The sequence below is a fragment of the Solimicrobium silvestre genome (assembly GCF_002976435.1).
Lineage (GTDB): Bacteria > Pseudomonadota > Gammaproteobacteria > Burkholderiales > Burkholderiaceae_D > Solimicrobium > Solimicrobium silvestre.
Window position 1 is genome coordinate 183,840 of sequence record NZ_PUGF01000006.1, and the last position, 23,953, is coordinate 207,792.

Genomic DNA, 23,953 nt, shown 5'->3' on the forward strand with positions numbered 1-23,953 from the left:
AATAAAAAATATTGCCACTCAATGTTGCTCAGGAGACTAAATGAATTCGTTCACTAAAAACATATTCGCCATCGCAGTAATAGGCCCAGTTTTTTTCATCACTACTCTGCACGCACAAGAAGTCCCGATCAAATTTTATGGCGTATTGGATGCTTATGTCGGCTCGCATAAAATCAATGGAGCCAATACTTCCGCGGCAACAGCTCTGAACAGCGGCGGGATGACAACTTCTTTTTGGGGGCTTAGTGGTTTCGAGAAAATCAATGCGACGCTCAAAGTCAATTTTGCCCTGGAAGGTTTCTTATTGCTTGACTCAGGACAGGGTGGTCGGTACACCGGCGACGGGATGTTTTCACGCAGCGCCTATATTGGATTATCCGATCAATGGGGAGAAGTTAGCGTGGGACGGTTAACCAATCCCATGTATATCATGGCGGCCAAGTCCAATCCATTCGGGGGATCGACACGACTTTCTCCCTTAGTGAATCAAAACTGGATAGGCGCTTATGGCAGAAATGTAGTGGGTGACACGGCCTGGAGCAACTCGATATCGTATTCTTCACCGTCATTTAATGGAGTAAAGCTGGCATCACAATATGGCAGATCAGAAACCGGGCAACAAAACATGTTCGCAGGATTAAGCTATGAACAGAGCCCTGTTTCTGTGCAGGTTGGACTACAGAGTGTTGAATATGGTCCTGGCGTAAAAGCTGAAGGGAAAAAACAATCCTCCTATTTTATTGGCGCTGCGTCACAAATCAGCACAATCAAGATATTTGCCACCTATTTACACGCGAGTACGCCCGATACGGTGAAGAGCAATAATCTTCAACTTGGACTAGCCGTGCCCGTCGCAAAAGGAACGGTTATGCTATCAAGCGCCAGAACGGCATTAAATCACCACAAAACAACCAACACGCATCGCCTGAGTTCTGCACTGGGCTACCGTCATCCCTTATCCAAACGTACGGATGTCTATGCTATTTATTTGCATGACAAGCTCAGCATCGCAGATGCCGGACACAATATCGCTTTGGGATTGCGTCATGCTTTTTAATGAGTAAAAAAAACCGCATGCAACATTACTGCATGCGGTTTTTTTACTTAACCAGTTAATCCTACTGGCAAGTAACTATCGCAGAAGGCGCTGCGGTGGTGCTTGAAATGGTTCCGCTCGCAGAAGTTACCGTACATGTGTGTCCGGTAGGTTGAGTGCCGACCGACACGGTGTAATTTGAGCCTACGCTCAACGAGGTTGGGAAATTCTGTAGTAAAGCGGTGCCAGCCGCAGTAGCTGCGGTGCCTGTCACCGTCAGCGTATCTGTCGGCACATTATTGACAGCGTCGAGCAAGATCAATTGAGCACCCGACGCTAAACCCGTGATACTGGCTGACACTACGCCATTTGCAGCTGTGCCGCCGGAAGAGCAAGTAACCTGGACATCAGTGACATTCCCACCACTATAAGCAACAGTTCCTGAGCCGTTCACAACAGTACAAGTTAGTCCGGTAGGTTGCGTCGTAACGACAACATTATAAGAAGAACCTGAGCTCACTTTTTGATCAAAAGTGAAGTTAGTACCGGAACTATTAAAAACCACAGTGATGGCGTCTGTGCCGTTGTTAGTCAAACCTACTGAATTACCGGCCAATAAGCCGGATACCGTACCGCCGATAGTTGCATTAATTGAGCCGCCACAACCCGCTAACACCATTGATGCAACCACAAATGCGAACGTTAATTTTAAAAATTTCATGCTCAAGCCTCTTCATTAATAGTGGGTCTGTTAATTTACTGCGTGCAGGTACAACGAACAGGCTATCTTTTAAAATGCTCTTAGTCTTACAGCGATATCAGTTTATTTGGAGAATAAAGGAAGGTCGCAAGTAATAGCCTGTACGAAGTTACGTAAAACCAACAGGCATATTATCATTACTTGCGATGAAGTTCACAGTGCAGTTTGTCCCGAACTGTAACGTAGAATTACTCTAACGCCGCAGCGGCCATCCGTGAGGAAATTTCTTTACGGTAGCGATTTAAGTCTTGCACGGTCGCAAAACTTTGCTCAAATAGTAGCGACAGATTATGCAAAATCCGTTCAACCACTTTCTTTTCCCACACACCGTCAAATTTAATCTGTCCATCTAACCAGCGTTCCAGCCAAGCCGGATCAGGCAAACGACTTTGGATTGTGTCGTGTGGAAATAAGGCTTGATTCACATGCAAATTAGTTGGATGCAACGGTTTTTCAGTGCGGCGTGACGACGCCATTAACACACCGATTTTGGCAAAAGCCGAGCTTGCTGCGTCACCAACTTCATTTAATGCTTTTTTCATGTAGCGCAAATAAGCACCGCCATGACGCGCTTCGTCTTGGCTAATCATTTTATAAATTTGTTTAATGACCGGTTCGGTATGCCAATCTGAAGCACAGCGATACCAATGATTCAGACGAATTTCACCGCAGAAATGCAGCATCAGGGTTTCTAGTGGTGGCGCAGGATCAAATTCAAACCGCACCTTATCCAGCTCTTCTTCGGTTGGTACTAATTCAGGGTAGAAGCGACGTAAATACTCCATTAATACCAGCGAATGCTTTTGCTCTTCAAAAAACCAGACTGACATAAATGCGCAAAAATCACTGTCGTTACGGTTGTCACGCAAAAACATTTCCGTTGCGGGCAAGGCAGACCACTCCGTAATGGCATTCATCTTGATGGTTTGAGCCTGCTCTAAAGTCAATTTTGATGCGTCAAACTGATCCCAGGGAATATCAGTTTCCATATTCCAGCGCACTTGTTCCAACGATTTAAATAATTCGGGATACAACATAGTCTCTTGAATACCTTTATTAAAAAGCAAAATTTAGAATAATTTCCCTAATTCTAACAGAACTCAACTACACATCGCACCAGACATAAAACAAACCTGGCTCACTGTGAATTATTCAGAGTTTGCCCACCAATTACTACCGCAGTATGAAACTAGCTTTGAATAAAACAAAAAGCACAATGAACCCAAGTCCATTGTGCTTTTAAGAAGTAAAAATTTCTAACTTACTTATTTTGCTTAATTCTTTACTTCGCTACCCAATACTTTCTATATTGATTCCGATAATCATTGTCAGGCTCGAAGACATTTTTATCTCCACCATCAAACGGGATATTTTGATTGGTTGCCAAATGCACGGGCATCGAATAACCACTCGCTGCCACACCTGAAAAAGCGCGATTCAACTCATCAACCAATTGCCAACCCTGCATATTCGCAGGCTCAGGAACGGTACCAATTTGCACGTTATTAGCGTGAATTCGTTGGTATGAAGTAACAGAACCATCGCCTGCAGACAATCCTTTTAATTTATTGCCTGCAATCAATGCAGCGATAGCTGGCTTTTCCATTACATCAAAATACACATCGCTCACTGCAATAACATGGGTCCATTTAGAACCGTAATGTTTAACTAAATCATCCACTGTTTGTTGCATCTTGGCAGAAGCATCCGATACTGGCATCTCTTCAACACTCAATAACCGACAAATATCGCATTGCTTGATGATCTCAATAAGGGCTGACGATTTCGCGGACAGATACGGGGTGGAGTTATCGGTAAAAATCACCATACCCATTTTGCTGTTTACTTCAGTTACCCCATACAACGCAGCAATTTGTGCGGACTCTCTCGGATTATTACCCACATTCGCAAACAAACCATCCACTGGGCCAGGTTTAGCTATTGCATGCCAACCCACCACCGGAATTTTTTTCTCCTGCGCTTTATCTAAGCCTTTAGCCTGGCTTTGTGCATCGACTCCCGCCAAGATAATGCCATCCGGCTTCATGGCAAGCGCTTGATTAATAACTGGCGCGCCTTGATAACATGCTGCACGGCAATCTATCAATAAAACTTCCCAACCAGCCATGGCAGCAGCTTCTTTCGTGCCCTTATATAGCTCAGCAACAACGGTATTCACCATATCGCCAGCTATAAATACCACGCGTTTTTTATTTTGAAGTTTAGGACCATCCGTCGGACCATCCCAATGATTTTTATGCGAAGCAGCTTTCGCCACCTTTGCATTTGCCTTGCCCATTGCCTGCATGGCATTTTCTTGAGCGAGTGCTGTGCTCCCAAAAAGCAGCATCGCTAGTACGCCAAGTACAATGTTGAATTTTCTTTGTATCATGATTTCATTTAAAAAAATAATCAGTTAAAGCCAAAAACACGTCTGCTGTTTTGCACCGATACAACGCAAGGATTATTACAGATATTCATAATTGGTAACAATATTTTTTAAAAGAAACACTGAAAAATCACACTACTTGCACTTGTAATATGCCGATACACCATCATCAACAACACAACAATTATCCAATTATCATTACAAAATCCATAAAAAAATGGCTCATTTACGCGCAAAAACTGCTAATTGCACGCAAATGAGCCATGACAACGACATTGCAACTATTACTACTTAATTGATTTGAGGCAACACACTAAAGCCACACATTTTCCACACGTTAATTCCAGCTCATGTCACCAGAGCCTGTATTCGTGACGCTACGCTTGGCCGGATTACCAAACACCTCCGCGTCGCCGCTACCGGTCAAAATCACTCTTACGTCCTGAGTTGCATACAATTTTAAGTCCCCTGAACCGTGCGATTCACCTGACGAATGTTGCGCAATCAGACGCTGTGCATCGATATTACCTGAGCCCGTCGTGAGTATGACCAAGTCCATCGCTTTACCTAACGCCACCACATCGCCGGAACCACTGGTATTGAGTTCTACCTTGTCACTCTTTCCAACATCCAATTCCATATTCCCACTCCCCTTGGTTTGCGCCATCAGGTGCTCATATTGACCAGCGAATGCCAAGTCGCCAGAGCCGTTCAGGTTGATATTAATTTGCGGTCCAGTAAAGCCTTGCACCGTACTATCGCCACTACCAAATTGCGTGAGCGCTGTTAGTTTTGGAATGCTTAAGGTCATTTTTAACGTTTGATTCATGGTCACCAATATTCCTTTGGTGCCAATACGCAATGTGTTGCCGTCTTGCTGCACAACAACTTTGGAGAGCAGCCTAGCATCGCCCTCAAGCACTAAGCTGGATTTATCTGCCTGAACAAGATTGACATCAAAAGGGCCGTCCATTTCTACCTTTTCAACCTCATTGGTGATCGCTACATTTTCTTTGGACAGGTTTTGCGTCGCCAGCGTTATCGTCCCATTTTGTTTTAAATTCGTACTCATCACATTGTAGGTAATACCGCCCAAAGCGATTGCTACCAGCAATAGCGCCAACATTGATTTAGCTATGAATTTCATCATCTCACCCTGTAATTTATAAAATAGGTCTTAAGCATTTTTAAGAACAGAAAAATGCCACGCAGCAAACCGACGCAACATACGGAAGGTAAATCGAGTGGCCAGGAAGCAGCACAACATCAAAAGCATTCCAGCCAAGGTAATACCAATCCCATTCCACAATGTGTTTTTATTTAGGTTGGTCGCAATATGCAGACCTTGATCATGCAAAAAATGGGCGTGATTAAATCCAAGCAAACGCTCTTCCATCGCTTTTGTCGGTAAATCAGCGGAAGAAATTAAGGTAGGAACAATCTCAATATCATTCAGATCAAGATGGGTAGTGCCATGCATTGAAATAAAGTTAGGTATACGATGTGCTGGGATATCAATAAAGCTGACCCCAGCCAAGCTCGATGCGCTAACAAAAATGCCTGTCAAATAGGCGACCAAAGCAAGCGCATAAAACACCGACAATAAAGAAAAATACAGCGTCGCTGGAATCAATAAAAAGAAATCCATCAATATCAGCCCAACACCACTCAAGCCTACCCGGGCAACTTTTTCAGCGCTAACTGCTTGTTTTAAGTTGCCATTAAACGTGCCCAGTTTTAATTTTAAAGCGGCATGCTGTGGTGATCCCCAGCGCTCAACAATAGTTTGCTCACTGAGTCCGGATAAAAGTTGATCAGTGAACTGACGCTCATAGTCAGCCAACGCTGCTTCCAATAACTCACTTGGCAATGTGTCGCAGGCTGACTTAAAAGCCGCAATAAATTCCAACTTAGTCACGATTATTCCCCCAATTAGTTTTGCTTAGAGGGAACTATATTCAAAATTGAGGCAATGCGCAGCGCTTTTGCGACCAAGCGCATTTTTTAAGGGATAGTCGGTATAGAAAAGGGCAATTTAGCCTAGTTGCGCGCATGAGATATATACAAATCCTCCACACCATCCACCGCCTGCAACTCAATCGCCAAATTTGGTAACGTTGCGCCTAATATGCGGTCAGTCGCTAAAACGACGAAATGCCACTCTACGCAGCCTTGTTGATGTGAAATGGAAATAGAACCTTGCGCCAAGGAATAACCGCGATTATTTACAGCGGCTTTAAGCCCAGCCAAATTGGGTAAAAAATCCTTTTTAAACTTAAGCACCACAGCTACAGCGGGACGCGATGGCAAATGTGCCTCCAAGCGTGACACTAAGGTCATGCATACAACAGCGCCAAGTGCGAAAAATATGGCCGCTGCATACAGCCCGATTCCCACCATAATACCGACTGCCGACACAGTCCAAAGCGACGCAGCGGTAGTTAAGCCACTAATGCTATAGCCATCTTTCATAATCACACCGGCACATAAAAAACCAATGCCAGTGACAATGCCTTGTATTGAGCGGGTTGGATCGGCATGAAAATTCGCATTCGCCATTTGCGAGCCAAACCAAAGTTCAGGATAACCGCTAATAATCACGATACCAGCCGACACCATGCAAACCAACCCATAGGTGCGCATACCTGCTGCGCGACCATGATAAGTGCGCTCATAACCCAGCACTAAACCAAGCACTAATGCCCCCAGCAAATTAAGTCCAATCACAAAATTTGCCTGAAGATGCTCGTAAGACCAGTAACTCAGAAAGATATCCATCAACCTCATTTGATCCGCCTCTTTTGAATTTTTGAATTAACGTCTCAAAAGTGAACTAGCTGCATGTTTTTGATCGCATCAAACAACAACTGCCCGTTATTTTTAAAACATTTCGACAAAATCAATAACAAAAAACAACGTTTCTTCATCAAGACGAAACATATTTGGCTTAGAATTCGATTTGAAAATTCAAATAGCATTGTTGCAAAGATTTTTTTTAACTTTTGTAAAAAAATAACAGTCCTACATTGGTTAAATTCAACAGAAAAAACAATGAGCAATATTTTTATATTAGGTCGCAAGTCCATTACTCTCAAGAAAATTAATTAAAATGAATCTAAAGAACTCTGTTCCTAACATCGTTGTTATTGGTGGTGGCCCTGCTGGTTTGATGGCGGCCGAAACGCTAGCTCAGGGTGGAGCGCAAGTTGACTTGTTCGATGCAATGCCATCGGTTGGACGCAAATTTTTACTTGCTGGCAAGGGTGGGTTAAATTTAACGCATGCCGAAGATCTTTCTGATTTCATGCGCCGCTATGGCAGTCGCCAAGTGGCAATCAATTCCTGGATTAACGAATTCAATCCACAAAATCTGCGTCAATGGGCAAAAAATCTCGGCGTAGAAACTTTTGTCGGTACCTCTGGCCGGGTTTTCCCAGCTGACATGAAAGCAGCCCCATTACTGCGCTCATGGCTACATCGCATGCGTACTAAAGGTGTGCGCTTTCATATGCGTCACCGTTGGACCGGCTGGAAAGATAACGCGTTATCTTTTTCCACTCCTGATGGTGAAGTACTGCATAAAGCCGATGCCATTGTTTTAGCCTTAGGCGGAGCAAGCTGGCCACAACTTGGTTCCAACGGAGCCTGGTTGCCATTGCTAGCAGAAAAAGGGGTAGATATTGCCCCCCTCGAACCGTCCAATTGCGGTTTTGAAGTTACCTGGAGTGAACACTTTAAAACCAACTTTGCCGGAGAACCATTAAGCCCGATCGCCATTACTCATACCAATGCGACAGGAACCAGCTCGCGCCGCTTAGGCCAATTTGTCGTTACTGAACATGGTGTGGAAGGTAGTTTGATTTACGCGTTGTCAGGATTATTCCGCGAACAAATTAAAGCGCAAGGAAGCGCCCAAATCTATTTAGATTTACTGCCTGATTTACCATTACATCGCGCAGTTCAACATTGCGAACATCCACGCGGCTCTCGCTCGGTTGCAGGTCATTTGCAAAGTCGTTTAAATTTACGCGGCGTCAAAACTGCCTTGTTACGCGAATTCTGCACACCCGAAACGTTACAAGATCCAGTTTTATTAGCCAATGCCATCAAAGCGCTTCCAATCACCTTGTTAGCACCACGTCCAATTGCCGAAGTCATTAGCACCGCAGGTGGCGTCAAGCTAGAAGCGATGAATCGCAACCTGATGCTGAATGAAATGCCCGGCGTATTTTGTGCGGGAGAAATGTTAGATTGGGAAGCGCCGACCGGTGGCTATTTATTAACCGCCTGTTTTGCCAGTGGTAAAGTCGCAGGGAAAGCCGCATTAGATTGGTACGCTAAGAAAAAATGAACACCATCAACTCTTCAGTAGCAGTGACGCCATCCCCCTGCACCAATATTTGCAAAATAGATGCTCAAACAGGCTGGTGTGAAGGATGCTGGCGCACCATCGATGAAATCGCTGGATGGGGTAGCGCTGGCGAACCTGTTAAAGAACTTATTATGCAAAACATAGAGCAGCGAAAAATCCAGCAGCATCAACACGATTTGTCGCAGTTTGATCCTGAATAAACCAAATCGCCGATGTAAAAAATCGGCGATTTATCCAGAACAAAATACTCCAATTAACTATATTTCATCTAAGAAATTTAATAGCCACAGCAGCTAGGTTAAATGCGATGTCGAATAAATTTACATTTACACGAATTAGCTCTTCTAACTAATTGATATTGCACACTTTTTTATCATGGCATAAATCATGCATATATCTATGCGTGCGCCTATTTCGATAGCAGCGCCTTAAATCTGATCGTCATTTTGCTCAGAAGAATTCAAAATTCTGAAACTTGGGAGTGGCATTATGTCTAATTTTTTTCTTAAATCCGCAGCTATTGTCGGCTTGTCAGCTCTGGCCTGTTCAGCTTACGCAAATCCCTATCTGCCGGGATTAACAAATCTTGATTTCAGTTCGTATTCAGGCACTGCGCCGAAGGGATACTTTACCAATGTTGACCCAACCGGCTGGACCGGTGGAACGGGCCTCATTTTCATTGATTCGACTACTCCGGGACAAGACGCCGCCGGCCCAGTTTACCTCCCAACCTATGGCGATCCATCTCCTAACCTGCCCGGCAACTATGTAGAGGCGGACGGTAATCCAACTTATGGAAGTGGGTTTAACTACTCCGTGTCAGGGCTGACACCGGGCGACAACTACACGCTCATTTTCTACCAGGCAGCCAGTCAGCAAACCGGTTTTGGGAATGGCTTAAACACTACCGAGCGGTGGATTGTTTCACTGGGAACTGCTGGGATGGTCTATTGCAATGGTTGCGGTGCCGCTGATTCGTATTATGGCGGGAATGATAGTACTTACTCTAACGCTGACGGCAGTGCCAGCGTCGTAGCGACTCCGTTGATGACAACACCCTCTGGCGGCACAACACCTTGGCAACAAGTGACGTTAAATCTACAAGCAGACTCCACGACTGATCTGTTGAGCTTTCTGGCCTGGGGTGACAACGGCAACACCGTTAATCTTCCACCAATCGTGTTTCTGACTGGGGTTGATACGCCAAACGAAGTGCCAGCACCTGAGCCTGCAGCATTGACGCTTCTTGGTGTCGGCCTTTTAGCCATTATGCTGCGTCGACGCAGCAAACAAGACGGCGCTAAATGAATAATCTGGCGGCTAATGCGCGCGGACGAGAGATAACCCGCCAGTGCGCAGTTGCCGTCCCTGCTGGTTTACTTAATCAAGATAACGTTACCCTTGCCTGCGTTCCTTGACATTCAACATCTTCAAATGCTTTTGATGAGCGTGGTGCGCCTTTGTGCCTGGCTGGTGCTGCTCTCGCTGATTTTTTTGCCGCTCGAAAAACTATTCGCACTGCAACCGCAAAAATTCTTTTGCAAAAGCCTACTCAGCGATCTGGGCTATTTTTTCATCAACGGTTTGCTGCCCGGCTTATTGCTTGCGATACCGCTGTCCTTTCTCGCTTTTGGCGTCCACTCGCTCGTCCCGCATACGATGCAAACTACTGTCGCGGCCTGGCCGCTGTGGCTACGCATTTCCATTGGTTTCGTCGTCGGTGAAATTGGTTTTTATTGGGGGCATCGCTGGTGTCATGAAGTCCCTTTCCTCTGGCGCTTTCATTCACTCCATCACAGTGCCGAGCACATTTATTTTTTAATCAGTTCACGCGCACATCCAGTCGACAACGTATTCATCCGCTTATGCGGCCTGATTCCCGCCTATGTCCTCGGCGTAGCCAGCCCGCTCACACCCAACGGCAGCTTGGTTCCGATACTGATCGTACTGGTTGCGACAACGTGGGGATTTTTTATTCACTCAAATTTGAATTGGCGACTGGGTCCGCTGGAATGGTTAATTTCTACTCCCGCATTCCATCACTGGCACCACACGCTAGGCGAACAGCGCGATTGCAATTATGCATCGATGCTTCCCTGGGTAGATCAACTCTTTGGCACTTACCATTTACCCCGGAATCAATGGCCTTCGGCCTACGGCATCGAGCAGCAGTTGCCAGCCTCGCTAGGTGAACAACTGCTGTATCCATTCCATCCTCATCCGCCGGTCAGCTTGCCTAAAAGCGTTACAGCAGAACAGTAATTACTTAAGGGTTGCCTCTACGGGATGCTGCAAAGAAAACAGCACGGCACGCACCGCCGCGTCGTATAAATGATCAGCCTGTTGCTGAGTAAGGTAGTAGCCTTTCAGCTCCAAATTAATGACGCCATGCATCGCCGCCCACAACAAACGCGCTGCTGAATTGGGGCTGGCGGCAGGCATTAATCCTTGCTCCATGCAACTTGCAAAATGCGCAATCAAAACCGAAAAAGCTTCCCAGGCTATTTGACGCGATTCTGGCGGCGGTACAAATCCTACCAAACCGTCGCCAAACATAATCACGTAATAACTTGGGTTGTGGTGCGCAAAAGCCCGATAACTATTTGCGTAACGCCATAACCTTTCCATTCCAAGCAAGTCACCCAGCTCTTGTTGCGCAAATTCCTGCTTTAATCGGGAAAAGCCTTCCAGATACAGTTCATTGGATAAACCATCTTTACCGCCAAATTGCGAATACAACAGCGTTGTTGAACAATTCACCGCGTCAGCCACCCGGCGTAACGTAAAGCCTGGCAAGCCTTCCTCGCTCAACAATTGGTTTGCTGCAGCTAACATGGCTTGCCGGATTGTGGAGCGCAAAACTTGCTGCTCCTGTTTGAAATCAACTGGGTCTGGAGTGACTTTAGGGTTGATTAACTTATTTTTGGTGGCATTCATTTAGAAGAATTCTTTTATTCAGTCGATGTAAAAAACAGCGTTTTTTCTGATAACATAGATTTTAACGAATAATAACAGATGCCCTTACTTTTATGGAAACCGATATGACTCAACCAATGATCAAACCCGCCCTGCCTCTCGTTTTACAAAACTTAAGTCTGCCTGTCATCGGTTCGCCGATGTTTATTGCCAGCGGCCCAAAACTGGTGGCAGCGCAATGCAAAGCAGGCATTGTCGGATCGTTTCCAGCATTAAATGCCCGTCCGGCAGAATTACTCGACGTTTGGCTGACTGATTTAAAAAAAGAGCTGGCGGAATTTCAGGCGGAACATCCCAACGCCAAAGTCGGGCCGATTGCTGTTAATCAAATTGTGCATCATTCTAATGATCGCTTAGAACACGATGTAGCCGTGTGCGTTAAACATCAAGTTCCTATTATTATTTCTTCATTACGTGCGCCCCCAAAAGAAATGCTGGATGCCATCCACAGTTATGGCGGGATTGTTTTGCACGACGTGATTTCGATTCGTCACGCTCAAAAAGCGCTGGAAGCTGGGGTGGATGGATTGATTTTAGTGGCGACTGGCGCAGGTGGCCATGCCGGCGTTTTATCCCCATTTGCCTTAGTCGGTGAAGTAAGAAAATTCTATCAAGGCCCAATTGCTTTATCGGGCTCTATTGCCAGTGGCGATGCTATTTTAGCAGCACAAGCTCTTGGGGCAGATTTTGCTTACATAGGTTCGCGTTGGTTAGCAACAAAGGAAGCCAATGTCAGTGAAGAATACAAACAAGCCATTATCGACTCCAGCGCAGCGGACATTGTGTACACCAATTTATTCACCGGCATACACGGTAATTATTTAAAAAAATCAATCGTCAGCGCTGGCCTGGACCCAGACAATTTACCGGAAGCAGATAAGAGCAAAATGAATTTTGGTGGCGGTTCTGCAGCCAAAGCCTGGCGTGATATCTGGGGCGCGGGGCAAGGCGTTGGTTTGATGAATGATGCACCGGATGTTGCTGAAGTTGTGGCGCGACTGAAAGAAGAATACCAAGCGGCTCGTGCGCGTTTGAATGCATTAGCTGCAAATTAATTTAGACTAAATTCTTACGCAACATTGCAGTGTATACGTTGAGCGCCAGATTTCAAGGCGCTCTTTTTACATCCACGCCTTTTAAATTAAATTCAAGTTTATTAAGAGAACTGCCGTAACCAGAAGAACTTCTACTCCTCTTTTGCCGACACCATGCGCAGCTCAACCGCTTCCGTGCTCCCACTGCTGTGCTCCTTGCTGTGCTCCTTATTAATAGCGGCATTTTTTAGCGGCACAACTTATGCTGCCGAAGATAGCTCACCACCAAGCAAACCCATTGTTAAAGACACGCTACCGATTAAAATAAAACCAACTGAAAACGCGGATGGAGAATCGAAACCAAAAAGCAAATCCAGTGCAAAAAGCGCCGCCGCTCAACATGATAAAGAAGAGATGGAAGCCGATGAGTTAGCCGACAAAATTGCTAAAAAAATGGCGGAGCTACACAAAGAAAACGAAAGAATAAAAGCGCAAACACCGATGGTGCGCCATCCCCGCGCAGCAACTTCAGCCAGCGCAGTAAGTCCTGGTATGCCGCATGGTGCCAATCTCGCCGCAGATAATATAATGCACTTCGTGCCTTGGAGCTACGATGGCGAAGGCGGCCCATTACGCTGGGGGAAAATTGATCCCGCCAATGCCAAATGCGACACAGGTGAAAGGCAGTCGCCGATTGATATCCGGGATGGGATCCGGGTTGATTTGGAACCGGTAATATTCGACTACAAACCAACCCGTTTTAATGTGGTGGATACTGGACATACGATACAAGTCAACCTCGGCGCAGGCAGCACCATCACCATTTTAGGCCGTCGTTATGAGTTGACTCAATTCCACTTCCACAAACCGTCCGAAGAGCGCGTTAATGGTAGAAATTACGAGATGGTTGCGCATCTAGTGCATAAAGATATAGATGGAAAACTGGTTATGCTTGCCGTGTTAATTGAACAGGGTAAAGCCAACAGCCTGATTCAAACAATTTGGAATAACATGCCGCTTGAAAAAAACGATACCGTTCAACCATCCGGCACTATCGACATGTACCAAATCCTGCCTGCCAATCGTCAGTACTATACCTACATGGGCTCACTCACCACGCCGCCCTGCACGGAGGGTGTGCTCTGGGTAGTGTTTAAGGAGCCGATTGAAGCGTCACAAGATCAAATAAGTATTTTTAGCCGTATGTATCCGATGAATGCCAGACCGATTCAAAATAGTGCAGGACGCTTGATTAAGGAATCAAATTAACGGTTTATTATTTTTTCGTCACTACCCAACAATGTTTGTAACAATTAAGCACGCGCATTGGACTAAAAAATATTTTGTATTACCATTCATTTTGACGTAATTCAACACTACTTAACCAAACTCAACTGCGTCTGTTTTACACATGCTTACGTCCCGCTTCGGTCGGTTGCCGATTCTTTTTTTCGATTTTTAAAAGGAATGCAAATCATGGTTTCTCCTCTTTTTTTCTCTAAAAAAATATCTGCCTTAACAATGTCACGCCGCGACAAACTCCCATTATTTTCTTACAGCATCATGGGCATGCTCATCATGGCGATGTTGTTGTCCTTCACCATGGTGAGTCGGCACGCTACAGCACAAACGCCAGCGTCGCCACCCGCTTCAGCGCCAGCAGGCGCAGGTGCTGGTGCAAAGTTTGCTGATCACAAAACAAAAGAATTAGCGCGTATTGCGCATCATTTAGAAGTGCTACAAACATTACAGTCATGCGTACAAGCTGCAAATGATCATGCTGCCATGAAAACCTGCAACGAAACTGCTAAAGCATCAGAGCATCAAAAGTAATTTGAGTACGCTTTAAAACAAAAAACCTCATTCTTGCGAATGAGGTTTTTTTTACTTCAACAACTTACTAAGAACTTAAAACACAAGTATCTTATTTAGGAGGGAATACTGTTGGATTAGCTGTGATGTAAGCATTAACAGCATCGATATTCAAACTACCGAAGCCAGTTGCTGCACTCCATCCTGATGCGGCGGCGCTCATACCTGGATAAGTTGTGCTCCAGCCGTTGTATTCAATCGAATCACCATCAACAGTAGCGCTAGTCACAGGAAATACTAAACCTGGATTTGCTGGAATAGCTTTATAAAATGCCGAATTTGGAAAGCCTAAATTGTTACCATGAGCTGATTCCAAACGTGCCCAAAAGCCAGCAAACATCGGTGCGGCCATACTTGTACCACCAACTGCTGCATAAGCTGTTCCATTAGCCGCTTGGTTAATGTAGATATTCGTACCGCTAGCTTGCGCTGCATCAAAAACGATATCTGGCAAACCACGATAAGTGTGTCCTGAACCAACGATACTTGCTGTCTGCCAAGCTGGGGCCAATTCATTTTTACTGAAACCGCCACCAGTAGACCAGATACGCACAGCGCTACCATCACCAGTTGAAGCAGAACCTTCATTCCATACTGCCTGACCAGCGTATGCGCCAGTAGAAGTAGTGAATAACGCAGTACCACCTACAGCAACAACATACGGTGAGCTAGCTGGCTCACTAACGTCATAGGTTTTTTTCTGGGTAGTAGTTTTTGCTACGCCAGGGTTACCTTGTGAGTCAGTATCGCAGTTATACGGACCAGCATCACCAGCAGCAACGGAGAATGTAATCCCTTGTGCTACGGCTTGTTTAAAGACAGCGTCATCAGCTGCTTGTGAGCCGGATGATTTAGCAGAAGCTTCGCACTCACCCAAAGAAACGTTAACTACACTAGCAACGTTAGCGGTTACAGCAGCGTTATAAGCGGCTGTCAGTGCTGCATCTTCCATGGAGTTTGCTGTGTAGAATATCAGCTGTTTAACACCACCAGCCGCACCATAAATTACTTGACTATCCAAGGCCCATTCAACTTCACCGGATTCATCAGTAGTATTTTCGCCACCAACATAAACAACCGTTGGAGTCAATTTTGGCAAGCTTGGATTATTGCTAAGGAAGGTTGCAAAATCTTGCAAGGTGTAAGTCATGTTTCCTTCAGCAATCGTTCCAACAATCGCTGTAGAAGCAGCTGGTGTAGTCACAGCGTTATAAATCCCTGGGTATTGAGTTGGGATATGAGCGACTTCTGTACCAGTAGCAGCTTGAGTTCCTGATTTTGCTGCAGTATGAACACCGCTATGAGTTGCATGATGTATTGCAGCATTTTGCAAACCCAGTACTGAACCAACGATATCAGCTAATGCAGCTGGAATCTGTGCAGGTTTGTCGTTTGCGTAAACGCTACGGCCTTCGTGCGTGAAGCGCTTCAATGAAGTATTAAACGCTTGTTTTACCGTTGCAGCAGTACCATCAGCACTCACCAAGGTACGGTTTGAGCTAACGCTAATGTTTTTAAATCCAGCTGAAGTTAAGTGAGCAACAACCGCATCAACTTGTGCTTGAGTTGGCGAGTATTGTGCAGCGAATTGTGCTGGTGTCAGGAATTTATGGTACGAAGCATTGCCCGGTGTATGCAACGCTGTCAAGAAACTTTCCAACTGTGCTTGATTACGTAATTGCAAACTCACTGTAACGCTCTTCTGTTCGCCTTGCGCCATTTCTACAGCGATTTGGTCTGCAGTAACTTCCGCACCAGTACTGTCGTGTGTATGTACTTTAGCTAAAAATGCTTCTGTCTTAGTTGGGACCCATGATGAAGTATCAACGGCTGCTTGCGCACCCATTACTCCACATGCCAAGGAAATTGCTAATGCCAATGAAGAGATGCGTGGAAGCACAAATTCTCCTGCGGATGCGTTTGATTGCAAATTAAAGTTGCTGCTAAATTTCATCGTCGTTCCTCCGAATACACAATTTTATAACCCGAGTTACTTGTGGCAACCAGGCCGCTTATACCGATCATTTTTCAGATTTTTACTTCCTATCTTTTTATAAAAATGATCGTCTTTGAAAAACCTAAATCCTTTAGGAGTTATTTCTATTTAAGAATATTTCTAAAGAACATCTAGATTCTTGCGAGCAAGTTTAAGCGTGATTTTTTTAAATTACTAGATGGTATTTGTCGAAATTGACCCGCATTACAACACTCATTTTTAGAAGGAAAATTTCAATTATTGTGCTGCGATAAAATTTGATTGCCTTACGAAAGTGCTTTAAATTTCAAGCATTTAAATTTCATTGGCGATGACTTCTTTTCCTTATTTATTTCATCATTTTTAAAATTTTTTTCACATCATCAACACAAAAACAATTCTTACAATAAAAAACCCCATTCTTGCGAATGAGGTTTTTTTACTGCATCAACTCACTAAAAAATTAAAATCCAACCGCCTTATTTAGGAGGGAAAACTGTTGGATTAGCAGTGATGTAAGCATTCAATGCATCGATATTCAAACTACCGAAGCCAGTTGCTGCGCTCCATCCTGATGCTGCTGCTTTCATACCTGGATAAGTGGTGCTCCAGCCGTTGTAGTCAACTGAATCACCATCAACCGTGGCGCTAGTCACAGGGAATACTAAGCCTGCATTAGCTGGAATAGCTTTGTAGAAGGCCGAATTCGGGAAGCCCAAATTATTGCCATGTGCTGATTCCATACGAGCCCAGATACCGACAAATATCGGTGAAGCCATACTTGTACCACCAACAGTACCGTACGCAGTGCCGTTGGCTGCTTCATTGATATAAATATTAGTACCACTTGCTGAAGCAGCATCAAATACAAGGTCAGGCAAACCACGATATGTGTGGCCTGAACCAACGATGCTCGCTGTTTGCCAGCTTGGTGCCAATTCGTCTTTACTAAAACCGCCGCCTGTAGACCAGATACGCACAGCACTACCATCGCCAGTTGAAGCAGTGCCTTCATTCCATACTGCCTGGCCACTATATCCGCCAGAAGATGTAGTGAATAAAGCAGTACCGCCTACTGCAACAACATACGGAGAACTAGCTGGCTCACTAACGTCATAAGTTTTTTTCTGTGTAGTGGTCTTTGCTACACCAGGGTTTCCTTGCGAGTCAGTATCGCAGTTATACGGGCCGGCATCACCTGAAGCGATTGAGAAGGTAATTCCTTGTGCTACGGCTTGTTTAAAGACCGCATCGTCAGCTGCTTGTGAACCAGATGACTTAGCGTCCGCTTCGCACTCACCTAATGAAACATTGACTACGCTGACTACGTTAGCTGTCACAGCAGCGTTATAGGTGGCCGTCAGTGGTGCATCTTCCATTGAACTTGCTACATAAAAGATCAGTTTTTTTGGCACGCCAGTACCGTAGATCACTTGGCTATCCAAGGCCCATTCGACTTCACCGGATTCATCGCCAGACGCAGTTCCAACATTGACGACTGTAGGCACATAACCTTGTGGCAAAGTTGGGTTAGCTTTAAGGAATGCAGCAAAATCTTGAAGCGTGTATGTCATGCTACCTTCAGCAATTGTTCCTACAGTCGCATTGGATGCAATAGGCGTAGTCACGTCACCATAGATTCCTGGATATTGGGTTGGGATATGGGCGACTTCTGTGCCAGTCGACGCAGCAGCTGTGCTAGATTTTTTGGCTGCATCATGAACACCGCTATGCATGACATGATGAATTGCCGCATTTTGCAGACCCATTACTGAACCAATAATATTGCCCAATTCAGCTGGAACCTGTGCAGGTTTGTCATTAGCAAAAACGTGGCGACCTTGATGATTAAAACTTTTCAGTGAAGTATTAAATGCTTGCTTCACCGTTGCAACAGTACCATCAGCGCTTACCAGTGTGCGGTTAGAGCTAACGCTAATGTTTTTAAAACCAGCGCTGCTCAAGTGAGCAACGACAGCATCAACTTGCGCTTGTGTCGGGGAATATTGTGCGGCGAACTGCTCTGGCGTCAGGAACTTGTGATAAGACGCATTACCCGGTGTATGCAACGCTGTCAAAAAGCTTTCCAGCTGGTCTTGATTACGTAATTGCAGACTCACGGTAATACTCTTTTTTTCACCTTGCGCCAACTCCACTGCGATTGCGTCCGCAGTAACAGCAGCACCGGTACTATCAACAGTATGCACTCTGGGTAAAAAGGCTTCTGTTTTAGTTCCTACCCAAGATGAAGTGTCACTGGCTGCTTGCGCACCCATTACACCGCATGCTAAGGAAAGCGCTATTGCTAATGTGGAGATACGTGGAAGTACTAAGTCTCCTGCTTTAACTGCTGATGCTTTAGAATTCATTTTTCTTATTCCTCTAAAAGTAAACAACATGAAAAACACTTGAACATCGCACTGGACTCCATTTGTAATGAGAACCATGCGCTAATGAAGACCTCCCTACGAATTCACCACCGTTGATATAACGATGAACTCCCGGGTTACGAGAACCAACCTTCATCAGTACGCCAAGCGTCAATATTGAGAATCACACATCTCTAGATTTAAATTCCCCGGAAGAATATTTCTAAAGGACATGCTGAATCTCGGAACTGAGTTTAGGCGCGTATTTTTTAAATTACTAGGTGGTAAACATGAAATTTACTCGGAACATTGAAACTCATTTGTAAATAAAAATTTACGTTTATTGTCCTGCGATAAAATCTGATTGATTTCTTCATTTTTTATTTTTTAATTACCGCAAAGAAATCTTTTAAAAACTTACATTGTCGTGCTTTGCGGCAATAATATTCAGGATCTTCAAGGAATTGATGAAACCAACTCTCAGCATTATTGGCGCAGGAAAAGTAGGGCGAGTCCTCGGTCAGCAATTTTTTAAACACCACATATTTACACTGCACGATGTATTGAATCGCTCTTTAAGTAGCAGCTTAGCGGCGTGTAAGTTTATGGGCGCAGGTAACGCCATCAGTGAATTTTCCGAGCTACGTCAAGCCGATGTCTATATGTTGGCCGTCTCTGACGATCAAATAAAATCGTGCAGCCAGCAACTCCAACAGCTCGGGCTCATTAATCCTGACACGCTGGTTTTCCATTGCAGCGGCGCACTTTGCGCCAGTGAATTAGGTATGACTAACGGCGCAGCCAGCTTGCATCCGATTCGTAGCTTTGCCGACCCGACTACCGTTGCTGCGCAATTTACTGACACCATTTGCAGCGTGGAAGGTAACGCCAATGCGGCACAAATATTAACTACGGCATTAGAAAAAATGGGCGCACAGGTAGTGCACTTAGAGCCAGAAGGGAAAGCGCTTTATCATGCTGCTGCGGTGTTTGCCAGCAACTACCTAGTTACCTTAATGGATGCCGCACTCACGACATTTCAGGCCGCTGGAATTCCGTTGAAAATGGCACAGCACATGACAGAACCATTAGCGCGAGAAACCCTGGAAAATGTATTTCGCTTAGGCGCAAAAAATGCATTGACCGGCCCGATTGCACGTGGAGATTTTTTGACGGTAAAGCGTCATCACGACGCACTAAACAGTACGAACCCAGACAATGCCGAGCTGTATATGGCATTAGCTGAGTCAACTAAACAAATGAAAGACCGCGACGCATAAGTGGTGCTAATTTCAAACATACACTTTCAGCCACTTACATAATAAGAAACCTCAGCGCGATTTCTCCCTTCCGATTTGGCGAAATACATCGCCTCATCGACACGCGCAAATAATTCGTCAGCACTTTCATTTTCAGCCCACTCCGCCACGCCCAAACTAATCGTGACAGAGGCAGCGCCGTCTGCAATGGAGAACGCATGGTTTTGCACATTCAAGCGCAATTGCTCGGCAACTTTATAGGCTTGTTCCAATTCACATTTCTTTAATAGCAGCGCGAATTGCTCACCACCCCAACGACACAGCAAATCACTACCGCGCACCGATTCCTTACTCATTCTAGCGATATCCATAATGATCTGATCACCGGTGACGTGACCGTGCAATTCATTAATTTTCTTTAAAAAATCAATGTCAAATAAAATGAACGAAAGAGGATATTTAGCACGCCGCATGTCAAGCACCGTTTGTTGAAATGATGTGGTGAATGACTGCCGGTTCATCAAGCCAGTCATGCCGTCGCAATTAGTTAAAGCCAGCAAGCGGCTCTGATGATGCGCAATTGAAAACCACGCCAACAACAATGCCAGGGTGGTGATGATGACACCTATGGCGGCATTCACAAAAAACAGCGGCTGCACTTGAGCTGCTTCGTCAGCTGCATCGCTCTCCACAATCAAATGCCAGCCCAGCTCGGGAATATAACGTGCATTGAACAAAATATTGGTCGCTGCTAATTCGTATGAGGAGTTCAGTTCAGTGTGTTCATTGTTTAAAATTTCTTCGGCAATTTGCTTAATGCCCTCCTGCTCGTGAATATTTCCATGCAAATTGTGCTGATTATCGGATAAAACAATCTTCCCGCTGGTATCTACAAAATACACAGAGCGCTTAAAATCATTCACATAATGATCCATCGCTTTAGTAACCAGCTCTAGCGGCATGCTGACGCCAGCTGCGCCTAAAAATTTTCCTTCTGAATTTTGAATCCGGTAGCTGATATACAGATTGGGATGATTAGTTTCATCCGACTCAGCTGCTACCGTCGTTTCATAGGCGTGCTTTGCAGCGCGCGTTTTAAAATACCAGGTGTCATGAAAATTTTCAGGGTTAATCGTTCTGATCACGCCTTGACTGTCATAAAACTGCCGATCTTTTTCTGTCACTAAAAAATGGGAAGTAGATTGGTCTTTTTGTTGGGCAGACTTTAAATGTGCCAACAGTCTTGCACTGTCATGCTCATCACTTAAAATCCAGTCACGTACCACGGCATCATCCGCCATCCGCGCTGAAGTAAGGATTGAGCGAGCGATATTACGTTGAATTTCGGCCGATAAACTGTCACCCGTTAACGGCAAGGTTTTCTGGGCGCTGGTTTGCACCATCAGGGCACGCGTCGAATACAGCGTCACCGCGCTATTAGCGACGATGCCAATAATTAACAACAATCCTAACCAAACCAACAATCGATACTTTTTATATAAGTGGCGCATATAAACAGTTAAGTTGATGAATGAGGAAACCGTGCTTGCTGATTCTAATTCATGCACATGCGTTTGTTGCTGAGTTTATTGCTTATTATGTTGGCGCACTTAAAGATTGATGTTATTTTATTTGCCAAAATGGTATTTCAGTTTCATAAACTACACGACAAAAGCATCTCAATTTGTCATTTTGTTTCACTATTTAGCTGTATCATTCCTACGTTAAAATTTGAACGTTGAAATTTAAATACCATAATCCTAACTGGAGACACTATGAAATTAACTGCCTGGGCCACACTCGCTAGCGTGCTGATGTACATTTGGGTTTTTGCCAAAGTTGGAAAAGCGAGAGGCGTGCATAAAGTTCCCGCACCGCTGACTGATGGCCCGGTTGAATTTTTAATTGCCTTACGAGTACAGGCAAATACGGTGGAACAGCTCATTATATTTTTACCTCTTTTATGGTTATGCTGCATTTTCATGAGCGACCAAATTGCCGCAATATTGGGTGCAATCTGGGTCGTTGGCCGTATTCTTTATGCTCTCGGCTATTATCAAGCGCCAGACAAGCGCAGCCTTGGTTTCTTAATCTCCAGCGTTGCTGCCATAGGCTTATTAATTAGTGCGGTAACTGGCCTGATCATTCACTAAACACACGGCATTATGAATAACAAACTCACTTTACCGCTCGTATCTTCTTACCTGTTAGCTGTGCTGGCAGGCATTGTGGTGTTAAAAGCGGGTTTATTATTAGCCCTTTTTTCCGGCCTGCTAGTCTATTCCCTGGTGCATTTACTGACCCCGCTGGTCGGCAAAAAAATCAAGTTTGTTAAAGCCCGCATCTTTGTTTTAGCGATCTTGTCGGTCATTGTAATTAGCGGTTTAACGGCGCTGATATTTAGCGCCGTTACCTTTGCTAAAAGCGATGCCGGCAGTTTGCATATGTTGTTGCAAAATTTGGCTGGCATCATCGAAGTGTCGCGCTCACAAGTTCCGACCTGGCTAAGCGATTACCTTCCTACCGGCAGCGATGCATTGCGCGAAGTAATGTCGGACTGGCTGCGTGAACACGGGCAAGAAGCCAAATTATGGGGGCAAGAAGCCGGGCACTCCATCATTCACCTGTTAATGGGCATGATTATTGGTGGCATGATTGCTATCAACGATGCGCGTTCTAAATTACCTGAGTTTGCGGGGGCGCTATTACAACGCTCAGTTAATTTGCACACAGCGTTTCAGCGCATCGTGTTTGCCCAGGTACGTATTTCCGCCATTAATGCCGCATTTTCCGCGATTTATTTACTCGTGATTTTGCCCGCTTGCGGCGTGCATTTGCCGTTCTCAAAAACCATGGTACTGATTACTTTTGTCACGGGCTTATTACCTGTGGTAGGTAACATTATTTCCAACACCGTAGTTGTGATTGTCAGCCTTTCGCACTCGTTAGAAATTGCCATGTTTTCGCTACTGTATATGGTGCTGATCCACAAATTTGAATATTTTTTGAATGCCAAAATAATCGGCACACAAATCAATGCTAAAGCCTGGGAATTGTTGATCGCTATCCTGGTAATGGAGTCGCTGTTTGGCATTCCCGGATTAATCGCGGCACCGGTATTTTATGCTTGGTTAAAAATTGAGTTGGGGATGGGATGTACACCGGCAGCGCCTGTACAACACTACTAACTGAATTGCCAGAGTTTTCATTTGTGATTTTTCTTCAAAAATCCCTTAAAACTTGTAATTTATTCCAGCGCGTAACACGGGCAAATAACGTAGTTTATTTGCCTTATCCTCCACCGTATTGCGCTCTCCCGCCAAATCATTATCTAAGTTCTGGCATAAATTAACGCCACCAACAACGCCTAGCGTGCAACCCGTATTCGTGATGCTCGTGTTGGCGCTTCCCTGAAACATCACGCCCAGATCAGCATTAAATCCCCAGCCTTTTTGTTGCACATGAGCAGTATCCCAGCCAACTCCCAAATAGGGTGCCACGGTTCGGTAATCTATCTTGGCATTAATTGCGCCAGCCTCTGCGGCGTTATACACATCACCTTGAATCACATAATTTTGATTTCCGTCGGCTTGCGCTACCCCGGTAAATTTATTGCCGTTGAGCATCACACCACCCGACAAATGGAATGCGCCTTGCAATGGATACCAATCCAGCAACATATCCAAGGTGCGCAATTTTAATTTTAGATCGTAGTTAATATCAGATGGAGTGCGATTGGTATTTACATCGAGAAGATTGACACCTAAGCGCGCTTGTAAATCACTGTGAAACGCATAACCCATTTGCACGCCAAACCCGGTCGTGCCTGCATTCAAACTTAGCACGGGTTCGTCCGCCAACACAGTGTGAGCAATTAGTACACTCAACATCCAGAACCATTTTTTCATGAT

General features: G+C 45.0%; 22 protein-coding genes. 11 read left to right on the forward strand and 11 right to left on the reverse strand.

Annotation, left to right across the window (positions count from 1 at the left end; all coding sequences use genetic code 11):
• The first annotated feature begins 40 nt into the window (after positions 1–40).
• The gene (locus S2091_RS08540) at positions 41–1,057 is read left to right on the forward strand and encodes a porin (RefSeq protein ID WP_105531376.1); all 1,017 of its coding nucleotides are present in this window, start codon (positions 41–43) and stop codon (positions 1,055–1,057) included.
• Positions 1,058–1,118: 61 nt separating this feature from the next.
• Here the strand turns inward: S2091_RS08540 and S2091_RS08545 are convergent, their stop codons facing one another.
• From S2091_RS08545 to S2091_RS08570, 6 genes are all read right to left on the reverse strand, one after another.
• On the reverse strand, positions 1,119–1,757 hold the full coding sequence (locus S2091_RS08545) for a hypothetical protein (protein WP_105531377.1): 639 nt from the start codon (positions 1,755–1,757) through the stop codon (positions 1,119–1,121).
• A gap of 227 nt (positions 1,758–1,984) precedes the next feature.
• Entirely contained in the window at positions 1,985–2,833 is an 849-nt protein-coding gene (locus tag S2091_RS08550; protein ID WP_105531378.1) for a ferritin family protein, read from the reverse strand.
• A 245-nt stretch (positions 2,834–3,078) separates the two neighbouring features.
• Positions 3,079–4,188 (reverse strand): substrate-binding domain-containing protein, encoded by a 1,110-nt coding sequence (locus S2091_RS08555; RefSeq protein ID WP_105531379.1) that lies wholly within the window; start codon positions 4,186–4,188, stop codon positions 3,079–3,081.
• Positions 4,189–4,522: 334 nt separating this feature from the next.
• Positions 4,523–5,335 carry a head GIN domain-containing protein gene (locus S2091_RS08560; protein WP_105531380.1) on the reverse strand — a complete coding sequence of 271 codons (813 nt, stop codon included), beginning with the start codon at positions 5,333–5,335 and terminating at the stop codon, positions 4,523–4,525.
• Between the two features lie 27 nt (positions 5,336–5,362).
• Positions 5,363–6,103 carry a DUF1700 domain-containing protein gene (locus tag S2091_RS08565; RefSeq protein ID WP_165794951.1) on the reverse strand — a complete coding sequence of 247 codons (741 nt, stop codon included), beginning with the start codon at positions 6,101–6,103 and terminating at the stop codon, positions 5,363–5,365.
• A 122-nt stretch (positions 6,104–6,225) separates the two neighbouring features.
• Positions 6,226–6,963, reverse strand: a complete 738-nt coding sequence (locus S2091_RS08570) for an MgtC/SapB family protein (RefSeq protein WP_341476993.1) — start codon at positions 6,961–6,963, stop codon at positions 6,226–6,228.
• A 331-nt stretch (positions 6,964–7,294) separates the two neighbouring features.
• Between S2091_RS08570 and S2091_RS08580 the strand changes: the two genes are divergently transcribed.
• The 4 genes from S2091_RS08580 to S2091_RS08595 all read left to right on the forward strand — a co-directional run bounded on the left by S2091_RS08580 (position 7,295) and on the right by S2091_RS08595 (position 10,819).
• Entirely contained in the window at positions 7,295–8,536 is a 1,242-nt protein-coding gene (locus S2091_RS08580) for a TIGR03862 family flavoprotein (protein WP_105531384.1), read from the forward strand.
• On the forward strand, positions 8,533–8,757 hold the full coding sequence (locus S2091_RS08585; RefSeq protein WP_105531385.1) for a DUF1289 domain-containing protein: 225 nt from the start codon (positions 8,533–8,535) through the stop codon (positions 8,755–8,757). Before S2091_RS08580 ends, S2091_RS08585 begins: the two co-directional genes overlap by 4 nt.
• A gap of 289 nt (positions 8,758–9,046) precedes the next feature.
• Entirely contained in the window at positions 9,047–9,865 is an 819-nt protein-coding gene (locus tag S2091_RS08590; protein ID WP_105531386.1) for a PEP-CTERM sorting domain-containing protein, read from the forward strand.
• Positions 9,866–9,991: 126 nt separating this feature from the next.
• A complete protein-coding gene (locus S2091_RS08595) occupies positions 9,992–10,819 on the forward strand; it encodes a sterol desaturase family protein (RefSeq protein WP_105531387.1) in 828 nt (275 codons plus the stop codon).
• Here S2091_RS08595 and S2091_RS08600 read toward each other — a convergent pair whose 3' ends face one another.
• On the reverse strand, positions 10,820–11,494 hold the full coding sequence (locus tag S2091_RS08600; RefSeq protein ID WP_105531388.1) for a TetR/AcrR family transcriptional regulator: 675 nt from the start codon (positions 11,492–11,494) through the stop codon (positions 10,820–10,822).
• A gap of 104 nt (positions 11,495–11,598) precedes the next feature.
• On the opposite strand from S2091_RS08600, the gene S2091_RS08605 reads away from it, so the two are divergent.
• From S2091_RS08605 to S2091_RS08615, 3 genes are all read left to right on the forward strand, one after another.
• Positions 11,599–12,588: an NAD(P)H-dependent flavin oxidoreductase gene (locus S2091_RS08605; RefSeq protein WP_243405358.1), complete on the forward strand. Its 990-nt coding sequence runs from the start codon at positions 11,599–11,601 to the stop codon at positions 12,586–12,588.
• Between the two features lie 153 nt (positions 12,589–12,741).
• A complete protein-coding gene (locus S2091_RS08610; RefSeq protein ID WP_105531389.1) occupies positions 12,742–13,836 on the forward strand; it encodes a carbonic anhydrase in 1,095 nt (364 codons plus the stop codon).
• Positions 13,837–14,043: 207 nt separating this feature from the next.
• Positions 14,044–14,400: a hypothetical protein gene (locus tag S2091_RS08615; RefSeq protein ID WP_105531390.1), complete on the forward strand. Its 357-nt coding sequence runs from the start codon at positions 14,044–14,046 to the stop codon at positions 14,398–14,400.
• A 91-nt stretch (positions 14,401–14,491) separates the two neighbouring features.
• Here S2091_RS08615 and S2091_RS08620 read toward each other — a convergent pair whose 3' ends face one another.
• Positions 14,492–16,393 (reverse strand): S53 family peptidase, encoded by a 1,902-nt coding sequence (locus S2091_RS08620; RefSeq protein ID WP_105531391.1) that lies wholly within the window; start codon positions 16,391–16,393, stop codon positions 14,492–14,494.
• Positions 16,394–16,893: 500 nt separating this feature from the next.
• Positions 16,894–18,783 (reverse strand): S53 family peptidase, encoded by a 1,890-nt coding sequence (locus S2091_RS08625; protein ID WP_105531392.1) that lies wholly within the window; start codon positions 18,781–18,783, stop codon positions 16,894–16,896.
• A 467-nt stretch (positions 18,784–19,250) separates the two neighbouring features.
• Here S2091_RS08625 and S2091_RS08630 point away from each other — a divergent pair, with 467 nt between their 5' ends.
• Positions 19,251–20,063, forward strand: a complete 813-nt coding sequence (locus S2091_RS08630; protein WP_243405359.1) for a Rossmann-like and DUF2520 domain-containing protein — start codon at positions 19,251–19,253, stop codon at positions 20,061–20,063.
• 26 nt (positions 20,064–20,089) lie between these two features.
• Here the strand turns inward: S2091_RS08630 and S2091_RS08635 are convergent, their stop codons facing one another.
• Positions 20,090–21,610, reverse strand: coding sequence for a sensor domain-containing diguanylate cyclase (locus S2091_RS08635; RefSeq protein ID WP_105531394.1), 1,521 nt, complete (start codon positions 21,608–21,610; stop codon positions 20,090–20,092).
• 207 nt (positions 21,611–21,817) lie between these two features.
• Here S2091_RS08635 and S2091_RS08640 point away from each other — a divergent pair, with 207 nt between their 5' ends.
• On the forward strand, positions 21,818–22,195 hold the full coding sequence (locus tag S2091_RS08640; protein ID WP_105531395.1) for an MAPEG family protein: 378 nt from the start codon (positions 21,818–21,820) through the stop codon (positions 22,193–22,195).
• Positions 22,196–22,207: 12 nt separating this feature from the next.
• Positions 22,208–23,230 carry an AI-2E family transporter gene (locus tag S2091_RS08645; RefSeq protein WP_105531396.1) on the forward strand — a complete coding sequence of 341 codons (1,023 nt, stop codon included), beginning with the start codon at positions 22,208–22,210 and terminating at the stop codon, positions 23,228–23,230.
• Between the two features lie 45 nt (positions 23,231–23,275).
• On the opposite strand, the gene S2091_RS08650 is transcribed toward S2091_RS08645, so the two are convergent.
• The gene (locus S2091_RS08650) at positions 23,276–23,950 is read right to left on the reverse strand and encodes a hypothetical protein (protein ID WP_105531397.1); all 675 of its coding nucleotides are present in this window, start codon (positions 23,948–23,950) and stop codon (positions 23,276–23,278) included.
• Between the last annotated feature and the right edge of the window lie 3 nt (positions 23,951–23,953).